Source organism: Methylomonas sp. TEB, from assembly GCF_047777895.1.
Classification (GTDB): Bacteria; Pseudomonadota; Gammaproteobacteria; order Methylococcales; family Methylomonadaceae; genus Methylomonas.
The window spans coordinates 1,070,855-1,092,120 of record NZ_CP180476.1 but is presented as its reverse complement, the minus strand read 5'-3'; the positions used below and the strand labels follow the sequence as shown (position 1 = coordinate 1,092,120).

At 52.4% G+C, this 21,266-nt stretch carries 21 protein-coding genes; 14 read left to right on the top strand and 7 right to left on the bottom strand.

Going from position 1 to position 21,266, the window contains the following annotated elements; translation table 11 throughout:
- Window positions 1–64: 64 nt before the first annotated feature.
- Entirely contained in the window at window positions 65–1,078 is a 1,014-nt protein-coding gene (locus ACMXD4_RS04985) for a tryptophan--tRNA ligase (RefSeq protein ID WP_033157089.1), read from the bottom strand.
- Between the two features lie 249 nt (window positions 1,079–1,327).
- Between ACMXD4_RS04985 and ACMXD4_RS04980 the strand changes: the two genes are divergently transcribed.
- Genes ACMXD4_RS04980 through ACMXD4_RS04970 form a run of 3 tightly spaced genes read left to right on the top strand, consistent with a single transcriptional unit; the run spans window position 1,328 to window position 2,535 of the window.
- Entirely contained in the window at window positions 1,328–1,627 is a 300-nt protein-coding gene (locus ACMXD4_RS04980; protein WP_033157090.1) for a PilZ domain-containing protein, read from the top strand.
- 36 nt (window positions 1,628–1,663) lie between these two features.
- Window positions 1,664–2,068, top strand: coding sequence for a 6-pyruvoyl trahydropterin synthase family protein (locus ACMXD4_RS04975; RefSeq protein WP_033157091.1), 405 nt, complete (start codon window positions 1,664–1,666; stop codon window positions 2,066–2,068).
- A 2-nt stretch (window positions 2,069–2,070) separates the two neighbouring features.
- Entirely contained in the window at window positions 2,071–2,535 is a 465-nt protein-coding gene (locus tag ACMXD4_RS04970; RefSeq protein ID WP_171696396.1) for a DUF1249 domain-containing protein, read from the top strand.
- On the opposite strand, the gene recQ is transcribed toward ACMXD4_RS04970, so the two are convergent.
- Window positions 2,504–4,636, bottom strand: a complete 2,133-nt coding sequence (gene recQ, locus ACMXD4_RS04965) for a DNA helicase RecQ (RefSeq protein ID WP_171696397.1) — start codon at window positions 4,634–4,636, stop codon at window positions 2,504–2,506. The genes ACMXD4_RS04970 and recQ overlap by 32 nt on opposite strands.
- 241 nt (window positions 4,637–4,877) lie before the next feature.
- On the opposite strand from recQ, the gene gshA reads away from it, so the two are divergent.
- From gshA to ACMXD4_RS04935, 6 genes are all read left to right on the top strand, one after another.
- Window positions 4,878–6,464, top strand: coding sequence for a glutamate--cysteine ligase (gene gshA, locus ACMXD4_RS04960; RefSeq protein WP_171696398.1), 1,587 nt, complete (start codon window positions 4,878–4,880; stop codon window positions 6,462–6,464).
- A gap of 4 nt (window positions 6,465–6,468) precedes the next feature.
- Window positions 6,469–7,191, top strand: a complete 723-nt coding sequence (locus tag ACMXD4_RS04955; protein ID WP_415880027.1) for a phosphoadenylyl-sulfate reductase — start codon at window positions 6,469–6,471, stop codon at window positions 7,189–7,191.
- Window positions 7,192–8,156: 965 nt separating this feature from the next.
- The gene (locus ACMXD4_RS04950; protein WP_415880026.1) at window positions 8,157–8,843 is read left to right on the top strand and encodes a DUF4336 domain-containing protein; all 687 of its coding nucleotides are present in this window, start codon (window positions 8,157–8,159) and stop codon (window positions 8,841–8,843) included.
- Between the two features lie 129 nt (window positions 8,844–8,972).
- Window positions 8,973–9,629 (top strand): pyridoxamine 5'-phosphate oxidase family protein, encoded by a 657-nt coding sequence (locus tag ACMXD4_RS04945; protein ID WP_415880025.1) that lies wholly within the window; start codon window positions 8,973–8,975, stop codon window positions 9,627–9,629.
- Window positions 9,630–9,681: 52 nt separating this feature from the next.
- Window positions 9,682–10,230 carry a formaldehyde-activating enzyme gene (fae, locus tag ACMXD4_RS04940; RefSeq protein ID WP_020484951.1) on the top strand — a complete coding sequence of 183 codons (549 nt, stop codon included), beginning with the start codon at window positions 9,682–9,684 and terminating at the stop codon, window positions 10,228–10,230.
- Window positions 10,231–10,471: 241 nt separating this feature from the next.
- On the top strand, window positions 10,472–10,954 hold the full coding sequence (locus ACMXD4_RS04935) for a cytochrome P460 family protein (protein ID WP_415880024.1): 483 nt from the start codon (window positions 10,472–10,474) through the stop codon (window positions 10,952–10,954).
- Window positions 10,955–11,008: 54 nt separating this feature from the next.
- Here ACMXD4_RS04935 and ACMXD4_RS04930 read toward each other — a convergent pair whose 3' ends face one another.
- The gene (locus ACMXD4_RS04930) at window positions 11,009–11,848 is read right to left on the bottom strand and encodes a S1 RNA-binding domain-containing protein (RefSeq protein WP_415880023.1); all 840 of its coding nucleotides are present in this window, start codon (window positions 11,846–11,848) and stop codon (window positions 11,009–11,011) included.
- Window positions 11,849–12,091: 243 nt separating this feature from the next.
- On the opposite strand from ACMXD4_RS04930, the gene ACMXD4_RS04925 reads away from it, so the two are divergent.
- The gene (locus ACMXD4_RS04925) at window positions 12,092–12,604 is read left to right on the top strand and encodes a hypothetical protein (RefSeq protein ID WP_415880022.1); all 513 of its coding nucleotides are present in this window, start codon (window positions 12,092–12,094) and stop codon (window positions 12,602–12,604) included.
- A 49-nt stretch (window positions 12,605–12,653) separates the two neighbouring features.
- Here the strand turns inward: ACMXD4_RS04925 and parE are convergent, their stop codons facing one another.
- Window positions 12,654–14,543: a DNA topoisomerase IV subunit B gene (gene parE, locus ACMXD4_RS04920; protein ID WP_415880021.1), complete on the bottom strand. Its 1,890-nt coding sequence runs from the start codon at window positions 14,541–14,543 to the stop codon at window positions 12,654–12,656.
- A 233-nt stretch (window positions 14,544–14,776) separates the two neighbouring features.
- A complete protein-coding gene (locus ACMXD4_RS04915) occupies window positions 14,777–15,274 on the bottom strand; it encodes a phage tail protein (RefSeq protein ID WP_415880020.1) in 498 nt (165 codons plus the stop codon).
- 657 nt (window positions 15,275–15,931) lie between these two features.
- Between ACMXD4_RS04915 and ACMXD4_RS04910 the strand changes: the two genes are divergently transcribed.
- From ACMXD4_RS04910 to ACMXD4_RS04895, 4 genes are all read left to right on the top strand, one after another.
- A complete protein-coding gene (locus ACMXD4_RS04910; RefSeq protein WP_033157106.1) occupies window positions 15,932–16,165 on the top strand; it encodes an exodeoxyribonuclease VII small subunit in 234 nt (77 codons plus the stop codon).
- A complete protein-coding gene (ispA, locus tag ACMXD4_RS04905) occupies window positions 16,158–17,051 on the top strand; it encodes a (2E,6E)-farnesyl diphosphate synthase (RefSeq protein WP_415880019.1) in 894 nt (297 codons plus the stop codon). The genes ACMXD4_RS04910 and ispA overlap by 8 nt, the downstream gene beginning before the upstream one ends.
- A 118-nt stretch (window positions 17,052–17,169) precedes the next feature.
- Complete coding sequence (gene dxs / locus ACMXD4_RS04900; RefSeq protein WP_415880018.1) at window positions 17,170–19,029, top strand: 1-deoxy-D-xylulose-5-phosphate synthase; 1,860 nt, start codon at window positions 17,170–17,172, stop codon at window positions 19,027–19,029.
- A gap of 15 nt (window positions 19,030–19,044) precedes the next feature.
- Entirely contained in the window at window positions 19,045–19,560 is a 516-nt protein-coding gene (locus ACMXD4_RS04895) for an adenine phosphoribosyltransferase (protein WP_101053357.1), read from the top strand.
- Between the two features lie 42 nt (window positions 19,561–19,602).
- Here ACMXD4_RS04895 and ACMXD4_RS04890 read toward each other — a convergent pair whose 3' ends face one another.
- On the bottom strand, window positions 19,603–20,622 hold the full coding sequence (locus ACMXD4_RS04890) for a VacJ family lipoprotein (RefSeq protein WP_415880017.1): 1,020 nt from the start codon (window positions 20,620–20,622) through the stop codon (window positions 19,603–19,605).
- A gap of 21 nt (window positions 20,623–20,643) precedes the next feature.
- Window positions 20,644–21,249, bottom strand: coding sequence for an ABC transporter substrate-binding protein (locus ACMXD4_RS04885; RefSeq protein WP_101053361.1), 606 nt, complete (start codon window positions 21,247–21,249; stop codon window positions 20,644–20,646).
- Between the last annotated feature and the right edge of the window lie 17 nt (window positions 21,250–21,266).

Sequence of the window (21,266 nt, the reverse complement as noted above, 5' to 3'; positions counted from 1 at the left end):
GACAAACCACATTGGGAGTGAACTAGAGACGCAAGGTTTTTGCGTCTCTAAAGGCTTAGCGCGGTTATATCGCCAATCTGGAAATCCCCACCGCTTCCCGCAAGGTATTGATAAACGGCCGGGTGATGGCACGGGCTTTCTCGGCGCCTTCCTGCAATTGCTGCTCGATATGCTCCGGCGCTTCCATTAAGGCTTCGTAACGCTCGCGAGCCGGGGCGATTTCATCGTTGATTTTCTCGAACAACACCTGCTTCATCTCGCCCCAGCCTATGCCTTCGGCGTAGCGTTGGCGGATCGCTTCGACTTCGTGGTGATTGGCAAAGGCCTGATAGATACCAAACAAGGTGCAACCTTCCGTATCCTTGGGTTCGCCCGGTTCCAGCGAGTTGGTTTTGATCTTGTTGATCAGTTTCCGCAGTTTCTTTTCCGGCTCGAACAACGGGATGGTGTTGTTGTAGCTTTTGCTCATCTTGCGGCCATCCAGGCCTAGCAAGGTAGCGGCGTTGTCGTCCAGCACCGCTTCCGGCAAGACAAAATGTTCACCGTAAATATGGTTAAAGCGGCTGGCGATGTCGCGGGCCATTTCGATATGCTGGATTTGATCCTTGCCCACCGGCACCTTGTTGGCGTTGAACATCAAAATATCGGCGGCCATCAGGATGGGGTAACTGAACAAGCCCATCGTGATGCCTTTGTCCGGATCGTTGCCTTCGGTTTCTTCGTTTTCGGCGACGGCGGCTTTATAAGCATGGGCGCGATTCATCAAGCCCTTGGCGGTCACGCAAGTCAGCATCCAGGTCAGTTCCAGAATTTCCGGCACATCGGACTGGCGGTAAAACACCGCGTTGGAGGTATCCAATCCCAGCGCCAGCCAGGTCGCGGCGATTTCCAGGCTGGATTGCTTGACCCTGGCAGGCTCGTTGCATTTGATCAGCGCATGGTAGTCGGCCAGAAAATAAAACGGTCTGACCTGCTCGTCTTTGCTGGCATTGATCGCCGGCCGGATCGCCCCGGCGTAATTGCCAAGATGCGGCGTGCCGGTGGTGGTGATACCGGTAAGGACAATGGATTTACTCATGCTGCTGCCTGCGCTGTCTGTAATGAAAAAGTGGCGGAATTTTACACAAATAGCCTGGGATAGTCAGGCAATAAAACCGCCGAACCTGGCAATTGCCTGGATGCCAACTGCGTCACAGCCCGCCCAAAAAATCCGCTGATTCGGGCGATATGAGCCACTATTTCCTAACCAGAGCCACGGATTTTTATAGTAAACTCCCTGCGACTGATTTTTTACCCAACCACTGCCAATCCGAATCGGGGGAAGCCAATGCTGAATCATGATGAAAAACGCGATTACATCCGTATGGATGTGGACTGTGACATTACCTATAAGCTGGCCGATTCCAGCGAGGTCAGTACCGGTAAATGCACAACGCTGAGCGGCGCCGGCGTATCGTTTATTGCCAACCGGCCGTTCGATGTCGGTTTAGCCATGGAAGTCAGCATCATGCCGAAAACCCAAATCACCCCACCGATGACGGCCTTCATCGAAGTGGTGCGTAGCGTCAAACAAGGCGACGGCAGCTTTGAAATAGCCGCATCAATCAAAAGCATTAAAGGCAATTAAGGACAACACCCGCTCCTGACAAGGACGTAGCACGCTATGTATATCATCACCAAAGAAGTTTATTTTTGCTACGGCCACCGCCTGATGAACCATCCGGGCAAGTGCCGCAACTTGCACGGCCACAGCGTCAAAGCCAGCATCTCCATCAAACAAAACAGCCTAAACGACCAAGGCATGGTCTGCGATTTTTCCGACGTGAAAGACTGCGTGGATGGCTTTATCAATAAAGTGCTGGATCACAACTTTTTACTGCATAAAGACGACCCTATCATCCCGGCCCTGGTCGCCAACCACGAACAGTTTTTGGCAATCGACGAACATCCCACCGCCGAAGTACTGAGTAAGATGATTTACCAGCACGTCAAACAACAAGGCTTTAATGTCGATCAAGTGGTGTTGTGGGAAACCGCCAGCGCCAATGCTTGCTATCGGGAAGACTAAGCATGAGCTTGGTGCAACCGGTCAACACCGCACTCTGCCTGGAAAAGATCTGCGAATCCAATTATCAGAAGTTGTTCAGGCTGATTCCGAATCTGCGCTCTTTTGATAAAACCGCCGTCGGCCTGACTCAAAACAAACCGGCGCTGTATCTGCGAGTGCTGGAGCGTAACCCCTACACCTTGACGATAGAACTTAGCCATTGCTTCGACCAACAACTGTCAGAGCACATCGTGCCGGCGGTGAAAATTCGGATTTATCTGGATGCGCAATTGGCGGAAGTGCTGCGCGACATTGACCGGCCGACAGTCGATAAGGTTTACCAAGATCCCGGCAGTCTAGTGGAAATCAGAAACTACAAATGGCGCTTAAACTATTTCCTGCAAAAGTGGCTGGATCATTGCCTTAAGACTGATTACCGCTTCACGCACGACAAACTCAACCAAGCTGCTGCTGTAAAGCCGCTCTGACACAACGCAACACGCCGTAACTGTAAGCGCCGCCCAGTTGCTCGTAGACCGGCTTCAAGGCATTGCGTTGTTCTTCCGGCAAGCTTAACAACACCGCTTCGATTTCACTGACTTCCGCCGGCGACAAGCTCAACACATCGCCCAGCGCCACCAGCCCCAGTTCCAGACTTTTGGCCATGTGATTGTAAATCGTGTCCTCGCTCAGGCCACGCTGTTTCGCCACTTGCTCGACGCTATAGCCCAATCTGAATAAATCCAGACTTTCCGCAACCGTGTCGGTGGCTGACACCGGCGGCTCGTCGTCGAATTGGGCTAACACCGCCAAAAACTCATCGCCGTATAGCTCCAGCTTGCGCTGGCCGATGCCGGACAACATGCTCAGTTGCTGATGATCGCGCGGCCGGGCATCGACCATCGCCATCAAAGTCGCATCGTGAAAAATCACATAGGGCGGCACGTCCTGCTCGTCGGCCAATTCTTTGCGTTTGGCTCGCAAAGCATTCCACAAGGCGCTGTCCGCCGCGCCACCCGGTTGGCGTTTTTCGGGTTTTTCGCGGCGGGTCTTGGCGATCTGCGCATCCTTGCGCAACATCAAAGTTTGCTCACCCCGCAACACCGGCCGGCAGGCGTCGGTCAATTTCAAACTACCGTGACCTTCGAAATCGATTTCCACCAAAGACTTGGCGACCAATTGCCGAAACACCGAGCGCCATTGTTTTTCGTCCAGCGCTTTACCGATCCCGAAGGTGGACTGCTTGTCATGGCCGAACTGGCGCATCCGGTCGTCGCTTTTGCCCAGCAACACATCAATCAAATAGGTCACGCCAAAACGCTGGCCGGTGCGATAGATGCACGACAAGGCTTGCTGCGCGGCAACGCTGCCATCCCAGGTTTCCACCGGCTCCAGGCAAGTATCGCAATTGCCGCAGCCCTGCTCCAGAACGTCACCAAAGTAGCCAAGCAGCGCCTGCCGCCGGCAACTGACCATTTCGCACAAGGCCAGCATCGCATCCAGTTTGTGCAATTCAATCCGCTTGTGCGCCTCGTCGGCATTGGATGAACCGAGCATTTGCCTTAGCGTCAATACGTCCTGCAAGCCGTAAGCCATCCAGGCGTTGGCCGGCAGGCCGTCGCGGCCGGCCCGGCCCGTCTCTTGATAATAGGCTTCCACGCTTTTCGGCAAGTCCAGATGCGCCACGAAGCGCACGTTAGGCTTGTCTATGCCCATGCCAAAAGCAATGGTGGCGACGATGATCAAACCGTCTTCCATCAAAAACTGATGTTGATTCTTCTGCCGCTCTCTATGCTCCATGCCGGCATGATACGGCAGGGCTTTCAAGCCCTTACCGTTCAGCCACTCGGCGGTTTCCTCGACTTTTTTACGCGACAAGCAATAAACGATGCCGGTGTCGCCGGGGTGTTCGCTGCGGATAAAGGTCAATAATTGCTGACGGGCATTGTCTTTTTGAATGATCCGATAGCGAATATTCGGCCGGTCGAAACCGCTGACGAACACCTGAGCCTGTTCCAGCGCCAGCCGGGTAATGATTTCCTGGCGGGTACGCTCGTCCGCTGTGGCGGTTAAAGCGATGCGCGGTACTTGCGGAAACTGTTCGTGCAACACCGACAACAACAAATAATCGGCGCGAAAATCGTGGCCCCATTGCGATACGCAATGCGCCTCGTCGATGGCAAACAAAGCGATCTTGCAGCGGGCGAACAAGGCCTGGGTTCTGGCGTTGGATAAGCGCTCAGGGGCAATGTACAGCAAATCCAACTCGCCGTTCTGCAACTTCTGTTCGATCTCGCGCACCTGCTCCAGCGCCAGCGTCGAATTTAAATAGGCCGCTCGCACGCCCACTTGATGCAAGGCGCTGACCTGATCTTGCATCAGCGCAATCAGCGGCGAAATGACGATGCCGACGCCGTCCATCACCAGGGCCGGAATCTGATAGCACAAGGACTTGCCGCCGCCGGTCGGCATCAATACCAACACATCCCGGCCGCCGATCAATTGTTCGATAATCTGTTGCTGCTGGCCGCGAAAACTGTCGTAGCCGAACACGCTACGCAGGGTTTGCAGGGCGGGGTTATTGGTCATAAATCATTACTTGCTAAATCTAAACCGGCAAAAAAGTTGTCGAGGTATTAGACCATAGATCAGGCCATCATCCGCAACCGCCCGATCCATGCGAAATCCGCTACGGCCTTCTACGCCTTGAAATAGTCACGCACATCCCCAATCTCCTTGATTCACTTTACAGCACGCCGATTTCAACAATTCAAAATCCACCCTATATAATGCCGCGCTTAACCAAGCCGCGGAAGGCGCCTAATTTTCTATGCTCATTACTTACTGCCGTTTACCCGACCGTCTTAAATATCTGATCGATAACGATCAACAATACCTGTTAAAGCAAGGCCTGAAAGGCATCGAGAAAGAAAGCCTGCGCATCACCGAGCATGGCGAGATAGCGCAAACGCCTCACCCCACGGCGCTGGGTTCGGCATTGACCCACCCTTACATCACCACCGATTATTCGGAAGCGCTACTGGAATTTATCACCCCGCCGTTTGCCGACATCCGCCAAACCCTTGATTACATGCACCAGCTCCACCAGTTTGTCTATCCGCATCTAGGCGAGGAAATGCTGCTGGCCACCAGCATGCCCTGCGGTATCGACGGCGACTTGAGCATACCCATCGCCGAATATGGCACGTCCAACATTGGCAAGATGAAGCACGTTTACCGTAAAGGTTTGTGGCACCGTTACGGCCGCACCATGCAAGCCATCGCCGGCATCCATTTCAATTATTCGGTGCCGGAAGCGTTGTGGCCGGCGCTGTACCAGCAAAGCGGCTGCACGGTAGGCCTGGAAGACTTTATCTCCAACGCTTATTTCGGTTTGATCCGTAACTTCCACCGCCAAGGCTGGTTGATTTTGTATCTGTTCGGCGCCTCGCCGGCGATTTGCAAAACTTTTTTCAAAAGCCGCCCGCAATTGATGGAGCAATTCAAGGAGTTTGACGAGCACACCGTGTTCCACCCCTATGCGACCTCGCTGCGCATGAGCGACATCGGTTACAAGAGTAAGAACCAGGCGGGTTTGAAGATCGATTACAACTCGCTGGACGGCTACGTGGACAGCCTGAGCGCAGCCATCAACACCCCTTATCCAGACTACGAAGCCATTGGCGTGAAAGTGGACGGCGAGTATCAACAGCTGAACGCCAACATCCTGCAAATCGAAAACGAGTTTTACAGCACCATGCGCCCCAAACAAATCGCCAAATCTGGCGAAAAACCGACGCTGGCCCTTAAACGGCGCGGCGTGCTGTATGTAGAAATGCGCTCGCTGGATTTGAATCTGCTGAATCCTATCGGCATAGACGAGAGTACCGCCCGCTTTATCGAGGCCTTCTTACTGTATTGTTTATTGCAGGACAGCCCCCCGCAAGGCCCGGACGAATTCCAGGTTAACAACAGCAACCAATTGCTAGTCGCCAATCAAGGCCGGCGCCCCGGTTTGCAGTTAAATCGAGGCGGCGACACCGTCACCTTACAGCAATGGGCGCACAGCATCTTGTATGCCATGCAACCGATCTGCGCGGTGCTGGACAGAGGCAGTTTGGATCGCCCGTATCAATTGGCTTTGCAACACCAGTTGGCGGTCGTGGACAACCCGGCCTTGACCCCGTCTGCCCGCATCCTGGCTTGCATGCGCGAAAACGGCCAGGAGTTTGGCTGCTTCGCCAGCAACACCTCGGCCTTGCATAAACATTATTTCAACGCCGAACCGCTGGACGATGAAACGCAACGGCAGTTCGAAGACATGGCTGCCGCATCGTTACAAAAACAAGCCGACATCGAAGCCAACGACAAGTTGGACTTTGACGAGTATTTATCCCGTTACTTTGCCCAGAGCTAAATCCATGACTGAATTCGACTTAATCACCGCCCAAACCGAGTTGCAAGGCAAAAATCCGCGCACCATCTTAAAAGCCGCGCTAGCCCATTTCGATAACATTGCCATCTCCTTCAGTGGTGCGGAAGACGTGGTGCTGATCGACATGGCCTTGCAAATCAGAAAAGACATTCAAGTATTCTCGCTGGACACCGGCCGCCTGCATCCGGAAACCTACCGCTTTATCGAACAAGTGCGTAAGCATTACGGGATTGCCATCGACATCTTGAGCCCGGATCGCGAGCAACTCGATGCCTTTGTCAAAGAAAAAGGCCTGTTCAGCTTTTACGAAGACAACCATCAGCAATGCTGCGGCATCCGCAAAGTCGAACCTTTAAAACGCAAACTGGCGACACTGGATGCCTGGATCACCGGTCAACGCAAAGACCAAAGCCTGGATACTCGCGGCGACATTCCGGAAGTACAACTGGACGCCGGCTTCTCCGGCCCCGGCAAACAATTGATTAAATTCAATCCGCTGCTGAACTGGTCTTCCGCGCAAGTATGGGATTACATCGAAGCCTATCAGGTGCCGTTCAACGAACTACACCAACACGGCTATATCAGCATCGGCTGCGAGCCCTGCACTCGGCCGGTTCTGCCGAATCAGCACGAACGCGCCGGGCGTTGGTGGTGGGAGGATGCGGCGAAGAAGGAATGTGGGTTGCATGGGGGGAATGTTAAATCATAGCCCTACTCACCAACACTCAGAAATCAGGTGAAGATCAAGAATTAGGATGGGATGACAGAATCCCATCCTAATAAAGATCAGGACAGTCAATTAAAAAGTTTCATAAGCAACTCCAGTATGTCGCTGCGATACAGAAGCAGAATCACAGGGATCACTGGGTTACTAACAGATATTTTTTTAATTGAGATATCGCCATTTAGGTAAACAGAAATGGTTATCGCACCAGCCATAATTTTGTTCAACTCTGATATGATCTTCATATCGCTCTTTTTCCTATGTCAGACGAAAGTGGGTAATAGGGTCGATCAAGCCCAGGTAGGTTGCCGCCTACGCTGGGCGCTTTTGTAACGGGTCTATTTCTACTCTATCTGTAGAGTTAACGTCAACCGAGTTGATGCACACCCCTGTCATTCTTCATTGATTCCTGAATTAATAATGTTTCGCTAACGCGAAACCAAATTCGTAGGGTGCACACGGCTTTTTGTGCCCACGCGGAATTTGGGTTTTGTGTCGCTATCGCGACGAGTTTTTAATGTCGGTTCTCGGACCGACAGCCGAGATACTTTCGCTACGAAAACCATCCGTGGTTTTCGCCCTGCGGGCCAGCCAGTCGGCTGTTCAAATTCGCTCCTGGCGAATTTGTGCGTCGCCAAAAGAAAGTATCCAAAGAAAAGGCGAGCCGGATGCCGCTTGATTCCTGCGCTCCTCGCTTTTGAACGGAGTTGCCTCAAGGGGCTTCCCAGCCCCTGCATGCAACTCGATGCATCCCTGCATCGCCCCTTCGGGCTGGCCCGTTCAAAAGCTGCGGTGCTCGGCGCGACATACGGGAGAAAACCCTTCGCCAGATCTAGAGTGGGCACGGTTTTTCTGCCCACGCGGACTTAATCTTCTTGTCCATTCAAGGCTTTGACATCGTACTTTTCGTCTTTTAGCATATCCAGTTTTACCCAGCCCCCCAAGCTCAAGTGGTCCTAAAAACTCTCGTTCCCGGCCAAATCTGGTATGCGCAACAAGCCATTCAATTCGGTCCGTTAAATCTAAGCACCAGAGCCACTTTCATCAAACTGCGGGACGGCTCGGTTTGGGTGCATTCGCCGATCGAGCCGTCAGCCCAACTGGTGGCTGAAATTGCCGAAATCGGCCCAGTGCGTTATGTGCTGGCACCGAACAAGAGCCACCACCTGTTTTTTACGCCATTCATAAAGGCGTTCCCGAATGCCGAAGGCTATATCGCGCCAGGGTTAGCAGAAAAGCGGCCGGACCTTAGCGCTTACCCGGTCCTGTCACCATTGGAAACGCCGGCCTGGACGACCGAATTAATCCCCGTATTTGTGGAAGGCCTACCCATCATTAACGAGACGGCTTGGTTTCACAGCGCAACGGGTACTTTGATTCTTACCGACCTGCTATTTTGCTTCGGCGCTGAGCACATCGGATTAGCGCGCGTGGTAGCGAGGCTGCTCGGCGTCTACAATCAACTGGCCATGTCTCGCACCATGAAGTTACTGGTTAAAGACAAAGCCGCATTGGCGCGCTCGGTCGATGCGCTGCTGGCGTTGGATGTTGAGCGGATTGTGCTGGCTCACGACCGAATCATCGAAAACGACGCCAAGCGCAAATTAAGCGCGGCGTTCAACTGGCTGAGAAAATAAGGCGTTTTTTATCGTTCGCACGCTCCTCGTAGCAATCCGACCCGGCGTTCTGTTTCATGCAACCGCAAAACCTGACTAACCAGCATTCCTGTTAGAATCGCCGCACCATCCCATCAAGGAGCATCGCCCATGAGCGACTTTTACAGCCCGCAGCACCGCCAATTGCAATCTCAACACGACACCGTCAAGCTCGCGGACCGTCTGGAACAAATGATAGTGGAACGGCAAATTGGTGAGCAACATCAACCATTTATCGAGAGCCGGGATTTTTTCTTTCTGACGACTATCGACCAACGCGGTTATCCGACTTGCTCTTACAAGGGCGGCAATCCCGGCTTGGTGAAAGTGGTTAATCCACGAGAACTGGCCTTCCCCAGTTACGACGGCAACGGCATGTTTTTGTCGATGGGCAATATCAACGGCAACTCGAAAATCGGCATGCTGTTCATCGACTTCGAAACCCCGCACCGGATTCGGGTGCATGGCGACGCCCGCATTGAAACCAACGATCCGCTGCTGGCTGACTATCCGGGCGCCGAGTTGATTGTGCGGGTGGCGATCAGCGAAATATTTATCAATTGCCCCCGTTATATCCACCGGATGAGCCGCGTTTCCCGCTCAAAATACGTCCCGCAAGCCCATCAAGACACGCCGTTGCCGCAATGGAAGCGTATCGATGCGGTGCAGGATGTGTTGCCGGCTTGCGATAGTCACGTGGCGGAAAGTCTGGGCGGGATAATCACACCGGAAGAATACGGGGCGATGGTGTTGAGCGGTGACGCCTAGCTCCCCCTCCCTCCGGAAAATTACTAACCTCAACATACATTTGGAGACCCGCATGAGCGAAAGAATCATTATGCGCACCGGCGAAGCCTTGGTAGCGGGCGGCCCGGCCGGTACGGCGGCAGAACCGGAAATCATCATCGGCGAACTGGACGGACCGGTCGGCACCGCCATTGCCACATTAACCGGCGATCAAGTGCAGGGCCACACCCGGGTATTCGCAATTTTGAATACCGACATCCAGGTGCGTCCGGTCACGCTAATGGTCAGCAAGGTCACCGTCAAAAACAGCCGCTATACCAATATTTTAATGGGCACCGTGCAGGCGGCGATTGCCAATGGCGTGCTGGATGCGGTGCGCGCGGGTGATATTCCCAAAGAAAAAGCCAACGACTTGGGGATTATTTGCTCGGTCTGGCTGAATCCCAGCGTGATCAAAGACGACAATCTGGATCATCAAATTTTGTTCAACATCCACCGCGAGGCCATGGCCAAAGCTATTCATAAAGCCATGACCAACACGCCGGACATTGATTGGCTGCTGGAAAACCAAGAAAAAATCACCCACAAGTATTTTCAGATGGGCCTGGACGGCAAGATTTAATTATCTAGTCACTTGGGCTGCAACCCCTTTGCAGCCCAACATCACACCATCTTTCCCGCCCCTGCTGTCATCTTAGCCGCCATTACCGTTAAACCCCGCGCCTACCATCCAACCGCCCTTCGCCAAGCAAACTAATAGCGCATCACTATTTGTTTGACAAAATCCGCAAACCCGCTTAAAAAGACCCTATGGTTTCGATTCGAAATTATGTGCGCATTTACTTTTTATGGGGGATACGATCATGAAAAAAAGCATTTCGTTGTTGATGGCGGGCCTGCTAGGCACAGCTGCCTTTACCGCGTTTGCGGCCGATCAGGCCGTACCGTTTCCAGAGGGCTATCGCAATTGGTTGCACGCTAAGAGCATGTTGATTCAACCCGGCCATGCCCTGGAAAATCCGTTTCAAGGCCTGCATCATGTCTACGCCAATAAACAAGCGGAAGCGGGTTTGAAAACCGGTAAGTACGCAGACGGCTCGGTGCTGGTGTTCGACTTACTCCAATATCAGGAAAAGGATAAAACCATTCAGGAAGGCGAACGCAAGCTGGTGGGCGTGATGCTGAAAGACGCGAAAAAATTTGCCGCGACCGGCGGCTGGGGCTTTGAAGGCTTTGCCGGCAACAGCAAAACCGAACGGCTGGTGAAAGACGGCGGCACTTCTTGCTTTGCCTGCCATGCATCGGAGCAAAAAACCGATTACGTGTTCTCGCAATATCGGCCTTAGTCTCTAAAGCTGATCCTCGGGAGAGACGCAAACTATTGCGTCTCTCCATTTGCTTTAAGCTTGATCGACCAAACGGATACCGGTTTCTTCGATGACGATCCGCCGTTGTTTATACAAGCCGCCTATCGCCTGCTTGAAGACCTTTTTACTGACGCCAAAGGTGTCGTAAATAATCTCCGGCGCGCTTTTGTCGGTTAGCGCCACATAGCCACCGCGCTTTGCCAGTATCGCCAAAATCTTCTCGGACGTGGCATCGACTTTCTGACCGTATTTTTCCTGACTCAGAATCAAATCCAGCTTGTTGTCGGGGCGGACTTTTTTAATAAAACCGGTCAAAGTTTGGCCTTTTTGCAAGGGCTGAAAAGTCTCGCTTTTATACAACACGCCCCAGTATTGATTGTCCACCACCGCTTTAAAGCCCAAATCGGTTTCGTCAGCGATGATGAGTTGCACCGCTTGGCCCTCTTTGTAATAAAACGCTTGGTCCTGAATGAAGTCATCCAGCATCATCGTGGCGGCGATACGGTTGTTTTCGTCTAAAAACAGACGCACCAGATAAGAACGGCCTTCGACGACTTTCCCCTTTTGTTCGCTAAACGGCAGCAACAAATCCTTGGGCAAGCCCCAAGCCAAAAACGCGCCGGCATGACTGAGAGACACGCATTTCAACCAGGCCACCTGATCGACTTGCGCAAGCGGTGTTTGCAAGGTAGCGATGGTTTGATTCTTGCCGTCAATGTAGACAAAGGCATTTACGGTATCGCCAACCTTTAGATTATCCGCGGCATCTTTGTCCTCCAAGCCAATCTCGCCAAGCTCCCCACCATCCAGACCATACTGATTATCACGTTGGCTGACGACAGTTAAAGTGTTGAATTTGCCTAGTTCGATCATGAAGGTTCCGGAGTTTGATTGGGCATGAGCGTTGGCACTTGCTGGCCACACGCGGAGAAATGAAGGGCTATTATACAAACGAATCGGTAAAACCGCAGGCTGCATCGCCTTAAACGGCGGCACCATATACTCCAAATACGCACCTAAAACGAAGTCAAAAACCCCGTTAATCTGCCGCCCGTCTATAATGGACGGTTTTTTCAATTCGATAAAACCTGCTTTTATCGAATATAAGTGTCGATTATGAATCTACTGCTGAAGTATCTATCCTCTTGCTGGTTTCTGAACAACCCATCCGAGTTAGTCCCGCCCAACTCGTTTATGTGGAAAAACGTGGCGTTCTATCTGATTTCCGGGATGATCGTTGAAGGCTTAATCTCCGATCCGGCGGACGGCACCTTGGAAGTTTTAGGTCGCACCACCATGGCCTTCGGCTCGGTGGCGATCTTATTGCTGATGGAAAAAAAATGGGGCTGCTTCAACCAATTGTATACCTCGATTTTCGTCTGCGAGAATTTCATCATGACCTTGGCTGTCGCTGCCGAGGCGCTCGACTATTGGCTGGTATTGCAACACCATATCTACCGCGAAGAAATTGGCATAGGCATCGCGGTGTTTTTGGTTGTCTGGTATATCTCCATCGTCAGCTATATCTTTCGCGCTTTCTTCAGCTATCCAACCAGCGTCAGCGTGATTTATGCGTTTGGTTATTTCGTGATGACTTACGGCATACCGATGCTGTTGATGGACATCTAAGAAGCTAAGGATACCAGCCGGAGCCCTCTAACTCCGGCCAGAGTGTCGCTTATATTTGCGCTAAGTTACCCCGATCTTCCAGCCAACTTTTCCTATCGCCGGCACGCTTCTTCGCCAATAACAGATCCATCTGTTCGCGGGTATCGTCGTTTTCGGCTACCGTTAACTGCACCAGGCGGCGGGTGTCGGGATTCATCGTGGTTTCCCGCAATTGCGAGGGATTCATCTCGCCCAAACCTTTAAAGCGCTGGATGTTGATCTTGCCGGTGAGCTTTTCGGCTTCGATGCGCGCCAATACGCCCAGTCGTTCCGATTCGTCCAGCGCGTAAAATACCTTCTTGCCGACATCGATACGATACAGCGGCGGCATGGCGACGAACACATGCCCCGCCCTGACCAAGGCATTGAAATGCTGGTAAAACAAAGCGCAAATCAAGGTGGCAATATGATTGCCGTCGGAGTCGGCGTCGGCCAGGATGCAGATCTTGCCGTAGCGCAAGTTTTGCAGGTCGTTGCTGTCCGGCTCTATACCCAGCGCCACCGCGATGTCGTGTACCTCCTGAGAGGCCATCACTTCGCCGGAATCGACTTCCCAGGTATTCAGAATTTTCCCTCTTAAGGGCATGATGGCCTGGAATTCACGGTCCCGCGCCTGCTTGGCCGAGCCACCGGCCGAATCGCCCTCGACCAGGAACAGCTCTGTCCGGCTCAGATCCTGACCGGAACAATCCGCCAACTTGCCGGGCAAAGCCGGGCCGCTGGTGATTTTCTTACGGACGATTTTCTTACCGGCCCTAAGGCGTTTCTGGGCACTAGCCAGGATGATTTCGGCGATCTTTTCGCCTTCCTGCGGATGCTGGTTCAGCCACAGGCTGAACGTATCCTTGGCGACGCCGGATACAAAGGTCACGCATTCGCGCGAACTCAGCCTTTCCTTGGTTTGCCCGGAAAATTGAGGATCTTCCAGTTTTACCGACAATACAAAATGGCAGCTTTCCCAGACATCTTCGGGAGCAATCTTCACGCCGCGCGGCAATAGATTGCGAAAATCCAGAAATTCGCGCATCGCTTCGGTCAAGCCGGCGCGCAAGCCGTTGACATGAGTACCGCCTTGAGCAGTCGGTACCAGATTCACATAACTTTCAGCGATGGTTTCCGGCAAACTGTCCGGCGTCCAGACGATGCCCCACTCCACCGCTTCGTTGCTGGCCGCCATGTTGGCCATGAACGGCGGTTGCGGAAAAATCTCGGCATCGCCGACCCTATCCAACAGGTATTCCTGCAAGCCGTTCTGATAGCACCATTCGAATTGCTCGTCGCTGAGTTCGGAATTTAAAGTAATTTTCAAGCCCGGACACAATACCGCTTTGGCACGCAGCACATGTTTGAGTTTGCTGACCGATACCCGATTGGAGTCGAAATATTTACCGTCCGGCCAAAAATGCACGCTAGTACCGGTGTTGTTCTTACCCACGGTACCGCTTTGCTGTAATTCGCCAACCTTGTCGCCGTCGGCAAACGCCATTTGATAGACGCCGCCGCCACGCTTGATCTCCACCAGCAGTTTTTCCGATAAGGCGTTCACTACCGACACACCAACACCGTGCAGACCTCCGGAAAATTGATAGTTTTTGTTGGAGAATTTACCGCCGGCATGCAGTTGGGTCAGGATCACTTCCACGCCGGGAATGCCCTGCTCGGGATGTATGTCCACCGGCATGCCCCGGCCGTTATCATCGACCCGCACCGAGCCGTCTTTATACAGCACCACATTGATGGTGTCGGCATGGCCGGCCAAGGCTTCGTCCACGCTGTTGTCCACCACTTCCTGCACCAAATGGTTGGGGCGGGTGGTATCGGTATACATACCGGGGCGCTTGCGCACCGGGTCCAGGCCGCTCAGTACTTCTATAGCGGCCGCGTTATATTCTTGGGTCATGATGTCTCGTAATAGGTGATAACAGAGTGTCAGCTGACCATTATATGTCAGCAACGTGCGCCAGAGAGGCTCCGGAAAGCCGGTCTTCATCCCGGGCTCACCATGCCCCAACTTCCGCAAGCGCCATCTGAAATTACCTAAGCGCTGGAAAAGCCGGACCCACGGCGTTTTCCAGGGCGCCGCCACCGATTTTTGACGACAAGCCAACTGTTTGGCGCCAGCCCCGGTTTCGATCAGCGCAAACGTAGAACTTGGTCGGCGGCGAACACGATGGTTTCTTTGCCGGGCGTTGTTTCGTTGAAATCGATAGCTGCAGGCCACAAGCCATTGAAGCTCCACTCCGCGATGGGAGTCATCGCCTGATCATAGGCTATCAGCGTCGCATCGACCCGCGACCGGCCCGACCTACCGCTGACAAACTGTTGTCGCCAAGTCCAGAGATCCATCGACTTGGTCAAACCTTTGCTGCAGGTAATATTTTTAGCCGATAAGCGTCCGGGTATCTTAACTGTAAGGTTCTCTCCCCGCGCACTAACCCTGGTTTGCTCCACTTCGTTCTGCGAACCCATGCCTTTGCAATCGGTGAAATAAGTGGTGACTCCTCCGGCGCTGAATTCGTAGTAAACCAACGGGGCGGAATTGTCTATGACATTCTCAACGGCGCCGCCGCTGGCTGACGAGACCACGACTGCACCGAATAAAACGCTGATAAAACGGCTGGTTGTTTTCATGACATATCCTCAAAAAGTTTGATTCGGTGCGCCTAAACGGCGGCCGAACGGTTCGATAATTTGGTTTAGAAGAAAGCCACCGATCCGATGTTTAAACAATCTGTCGTAAAAATCGATGAACTTCGACTTGTAACAGCAAATGGAATGCCACTTTCCAAAAGCCCAAGTAACAACAAAATAAATCATTGAATAAAAACAATTATTTTTAAACCGCCATCGATAAACAGGACCGCCGATACAACCTATCGCCCACGGCATATCGTTTTTTGCACGAAATATCGTAAAACTTCGAAAGATAACTTGGTCTGGCTTGCGAACGGTTCGTACCGAGCGGCGTAAAAGCTATCGCATAAGGGCGTAAGCGGAGAGCGGTTCAGGTGGACACGGGATAGGGATAATTGCAACGTGACATTTCGGATGCCCCCCGCTGAGTGTGTAGGTTCGGGAAGCTGGAGCCTTGGAATCCAGTCAAACCTGGGCAACCTCAAAAATGTCACTGTAACTGCAGCCGCTGACGCCTCAGTGTTAGCGAACAACTGAACGAACCGAATTGCTGCCACTAAATCGAAAACAACAGATGCAATCCAAACTCAATGGCAGAGCAATTCATACTATAATGCTTGGTCATTTTTTGAGCACCGCAAGCCACTTTATAATATGTCGAGACGTAAAAACGCATCCCAATTTGAGGAAGCGATGGAAGAACTGGAGAAATTGGTCGAGCTGATGGAACGCGGCGATATTTCCCTGGAAGAATCCTTAAAATCCTTCGAACGCGGCATCAGACTAACTCGTACCTGCCAGCAAGCACTGCAAGACGCCGAGCAGAAAGTCCAAATTTTATTAGAAAAAAACGGCCAGCAAACTTTGGAGCCATTCACCGATGAGTAACTTAAAAGCCTACCTTACCGCCTGCCAGAACCGCGTCGAACGGGCGTTGGACGCCCGGCTACCCGGCGAGAACATTCTGCCGCAAACCTTGCATCAAGCCATGCGTTACAGCGTACTGGACGGCGGCAAACGCACTCGCCCGTTGCTGACTTATGCCACCGGCCAAGCCTTGGGCTTGAGTGAAGACCAGCTGGACGCTCAGGCTTGCGCGGTGGAATTTATCCATGTTTACTCTTTAATTCATGACGATTTGCCGGCGATGGACAACGACGACTTACGCCGCGGCAAACCGACTTGTCATAAGGCTTACGATGAAGCCACTGCGATTTTGGCAGGCGATGCGTTGCAAGCACTGGCCTTTGACATATTGGCCAACGACCCAGCCATTCAAGCGGGCGCGGAAGCCCGAGTCAAAATGATCGCGGCATTGACCCGCGCCAGCGGCTCGCAAGGCATGGTTGGCGGCCAAGCCATCGACTTGGGTTCTGTCGGCCGCAAGCTGACTCTGCCGGAACTGGAAAACATGCACATCCACAAGACCGGCGCGTTGATTCGCGCCAGCGTCAATCTGGCTTCGCTATCCAAACCGGATCTCGATACCGAAGTCGCTAAAAAACTGGATCACTACGCCAAATGCATAGGCTTGTCCTTCCAAGTCAAAGACGACATTCTGGATGTAGAAAGCGATACCGCTACACTGGGTAAAACTCAGGGGAAAGATGTCGATAACGACAAACCGACTTACCCGGCACTACTGGGAATGGCCGGCGCCAAGGAAAAAGCTCAGGAGCTGCATGAACAAGCCGTCGCCAGCCTAGCCGGCTTTGGCAGCGAAGCGGATTTGTTACGCGATTTGTCGCTGTATATCATCGAACGTACGCACTAAGCGTAGCGAACTGCACGATTTATACTTCTTGCGCCACAATCCTTCCGGTTTTCGGCTTGCGTCTACTGGGCTGGCGCGGAATATTGTGGCGCAAACATATAAAGGAATTTTTTAACCCATGACAGCCTCTGATTTCCCGCTCCTCAATACCATCCAGACCCCCGCCGACGTTCGGGCCCTGAAGCCTGAACAACTGGAGCCGCTGGCCGATGAGTTGCGTCGCTATCTGACCCATACCGTCAGTATCTCCGGCGGCCATTTCTCGGCTGGCCTGGGCACGGTGGAACTGACGGTGGCGCTGCATTATGTGTTCGATACGCCTTCGGATCAGTTGGTGTGGGATGTGGGACATCAGGCTTATCCGCATAAGATTTTGACGGGGCGGAAAGAGCGGATGCCGACGATTCGCACTTTGGGTGGGGTCTCGGCGTTTCCGTGCCGGACGGAGAGCGAGTACGATGCGTTTGGGGTCGGTCATTCGTCAACGTCGATCAGCGCGGCGCTGGGCATGGCGATTGCCTCGCAGTTACGCGGGGAAGACAAGAAGATGGTCGCCATTATCGGCGACGGTTCGATTACCGGCGGTATGGCTTATGAAGCGATGAATCATGCCGGCGATGTGAACGCGAATTTGTTGGTGATTCTGAACGATAACGATATGTCGATTTCGCCCCCAGTAGGCGCGATGAATAATTATCTGACCAAGGTGTTGTCGAGCAAGTTTTATTCCTCGGTGCGGGAAGAAAGTAAGAAGGCCTTGGCTAGTATGCCGTCGGTGTGGGAACTGGCCCGTAAGACAGAAGAGCATGTGAAGGGCATGATTGTGCCGGGCACGCTGTTCGAGGAGTTGGGCTTTAATTATTTCGGGCCGATCGACGGTCACGATGTAGAGATGCTGGTTTCGACTTTAGAGAAGTTGAAGGATTTGTCCGGGCCGGTGTTTTTGCATGTGGTCACCAAGAAGGGCAAAGGCTATGCACCGGCGGAGAAAGATCCTTTGGCCTATCACGGCGTGCCGGCCTTCGATCCGACCAAGGACTATTTACCGAAAGCCGCGCCGTCACCGCACCCGACCTATACGGAAGTGTTCGGGACTTGGTTGTGCGATATGGCCAAGCAGGATGAGCGGCTGTTGGGGATTACGCCGGCGATGCGCGAAGGGTCGGGCTTGGTGGCGTTTTCCCAGCAGTATCCGAAGCGCTATTTCGACGTGGCGATTGCCGAGCAGCATGCGGTAACCTTGGCCGCCGGGCAGGCCTGTCAGGGGGCCAAGCCGGTGGTGGCGATTTATTCGACCTTTTTGCAACGCGCTTACGATCAGTTAATCCACGATGTGGCCTTGCAGAATCTGGACGTGTTGTTTGCGCTGGATAGAGCGGGTTTGGTGGGACCGGACGGTCCAACCCATGCTGGGGCGTTTGATTACAGTTATATGCGCTGTATTCCGAACATGTTAGTCATGGCGCCGGCCGACGAGAACGAGTGTCGGCAAATGCTGACCACCGGTTTCAAACACCATGGTCCGGCCTCGGTGCGCTATCCGCGCGGCAAGGGTCCGGGGGCCACGGTCGATAAGGCCTTGACCGAACTCCCCATCGGCAAAGGCGAAATCCGCCATCAAGGCAGCCGAATTGCGATCCTGGCCTGGGGCAGTATGGTGACACCGTCGGTGGAAGCCGGTAAGCAACTGGGGGCGACGGTGGTGAATATGCGCTTTGTGAAACCGCTGGATGAAGCCTTGATTTTGGAGTTAGCGAAAAGTCACGACGTGATCGTCACGGTCGAAGAGAATGTGATTGCCGGCGGTGCCGGTAGTGCGGTGAACGAGTTCTTGCAGGCGCAAAACATTCTGATGCCGGTGTTGAACATCGGCCTGCCGGATCGGTTTGTGGAGCAAGGTAGTCGCGAGGAGTTGCTGGCATTATGCGGCCTGGATACTAAGGGTATCTTGGCTAAGATTCAGGCGGTTTGTGCGTAAATCTGGAGGTTAGAAATGGAGAGATTGAGAAACAAGATTCGGGATATTCCGGATTTTCCAAAACCCGGCATTATCTTCAAAGATATAACACCGCTGGTCAAAGACCCCGCCACATTACGTCTAGCGGTCCATCAACTGCTACATCCTTTCTTAGGCCGCGACATCACCGCAGTGGCCGGTATGGAAGCACGCGGCTTTATTTTCGGTTCGCTGGTGGCCTGGGAACTGGGTATTCCGTTTATCCCACTCCGCAAACCCGGCAAACTACCTTATGACGTACAAAGCGTTTCTTACGACCTGGAATACGGCTCGGCTGAACTGGAAGTGCATATCGATGCAGTGGACAGTAACGACAAGGTGTTGTTGATCGACGATCTATTGGCCACTGGCGGCACCGCCAAGGCTAGTTGCGAACTGATCGAAAAGCTGGGTGCTACCGTGGTAGCCTGTGCTTTTGTGGTGGAACTGGACTTCTTACAAGGGCGGGAAAAACTGGGTAACTACGAAGTGCATGCCTTGCTACATTACTGAGAAATACTACAGAGACGCCTCCCTGCGTCTCTTCAAACAAATTTAACGGCGATTAAGCGGTCTTTTTTTTTTACTCATTTGGTCCATTTTGTCCGAGGCTTTTTCAAATTCCAAAGCAGCATTATCGAACGATTTGGACATGCTATCGAACGCCGCACCACTGGGCTTTACGTTGCCAGGAACTACCTCAATGCCATTTTGCACGTGACCGGGTAGTTTTTTGGCTGTATCGGCTTTTGGTTTTTGCGTCGCACTAGTTTCTTTAGGCTTTGCTGAAGAAATTTCGCCAACATCAACATCCGCATCTATACCGAGATCATAGTCAGTCGAATTACTCTTGCCGTCATTAATCAAGTTCTTGCGATATTGCAAAAATGACTCACGGGTAAACACATAAGGATCCAACGCTGCTTCGTCGATAAAATTCAACGCGCCTTCGGCATTCGCCCTATCGTTAATCCCTTCTACAATGCCGGTACCCGGCACGTAAGTTCCTGGATTGGCGGCTTTATCCACCACAATTGCCGCGCCATCACGCACCGTAGTCGGCCCCAAAACCGGCAGCACCAAATAAGGGCCCTGATCGACCCCCCAGACCGCGAGCGTTTGCCCAAAATCCTCAACATTATTTTGCAAGCCTAGATCGCTGGCCACATCAAACAAGCCGAGCAGACCCACCGTGGAATTGGTCAGGAACCGCCCAGTATCGGAAGCCCCTTGTTCAAACTTACCTTGCAGAACATCGTTCAAAACAACATTGATACCTTTAAGATTGGTAAAAAAATTGCTGACTCCAGTTTGCATGAAATTGGGCGTTACAGTCTTATACCCATTAGCGATGGGCTTCAGCAAATGCTTATCCAAGCCCATGTTAAAACCGTACATGGAGCGATTGAAACCCTCGTAAGGATCCGCTGCGTCTGACTTAGCTTTAGACGCTCTGTTAGCATCGACCGGATGCTTATCCGTGGTAGCACACCCGGTTACCGATAATGCGCTTGAAAATAACACCACCCAAAACAGGGATGCTTGGCTGCTGCCTTGATAACGAGGGCTATACATTACTGACGATTCCTAACAAACTTATTGCTTTGCGTAACTTTCAATTTTCTCAGTGATTTTAACGATCAAGGCATCAAAGCCATCACGGCTTAATACACTAGTGTAATCCGATCTTTTCAATGCCAAATCACTGACGCCATCGGCTATTATATTGATAATTTGCCAGCCATCGTCTTTTTTCTTCATCATATAATCGAACTTGACATCCTTTTCACCGGGAATATGCAAGTTGGTATGAATCACCACACCCCCCCTACCGGTCTCCTCTTCAGAAGCAAAGGTAAACGATTCGCCCGAATAGTCTTTAAAGTTATGAGCATATGCCGACACACTAAGCTTGCTGAATACGCTTTCCAGTTTATTCTGCTGCTCCGTTGTCAACTCTTCCCATTGCTTGCCCACCACGATTCTGGCGATTTTAGGCAAATCATGGCTCTTTTTTACCGCCACATCCAGTTTGTCGTAGCGCCCTTGAAAGCCAAGCTCTTTGCCGGCTTTCATTACGCTCAGCAACTGATTTTGAAACTCCTCGACAACCTGACGAGCAGAAATCTCTTCAGCATTAGCCAAGGACGACAGGCAGACAAGCATTAGCAAACTAAGACTGAAATACAATTTTTTAAACATAATCGTTATAAAAACCT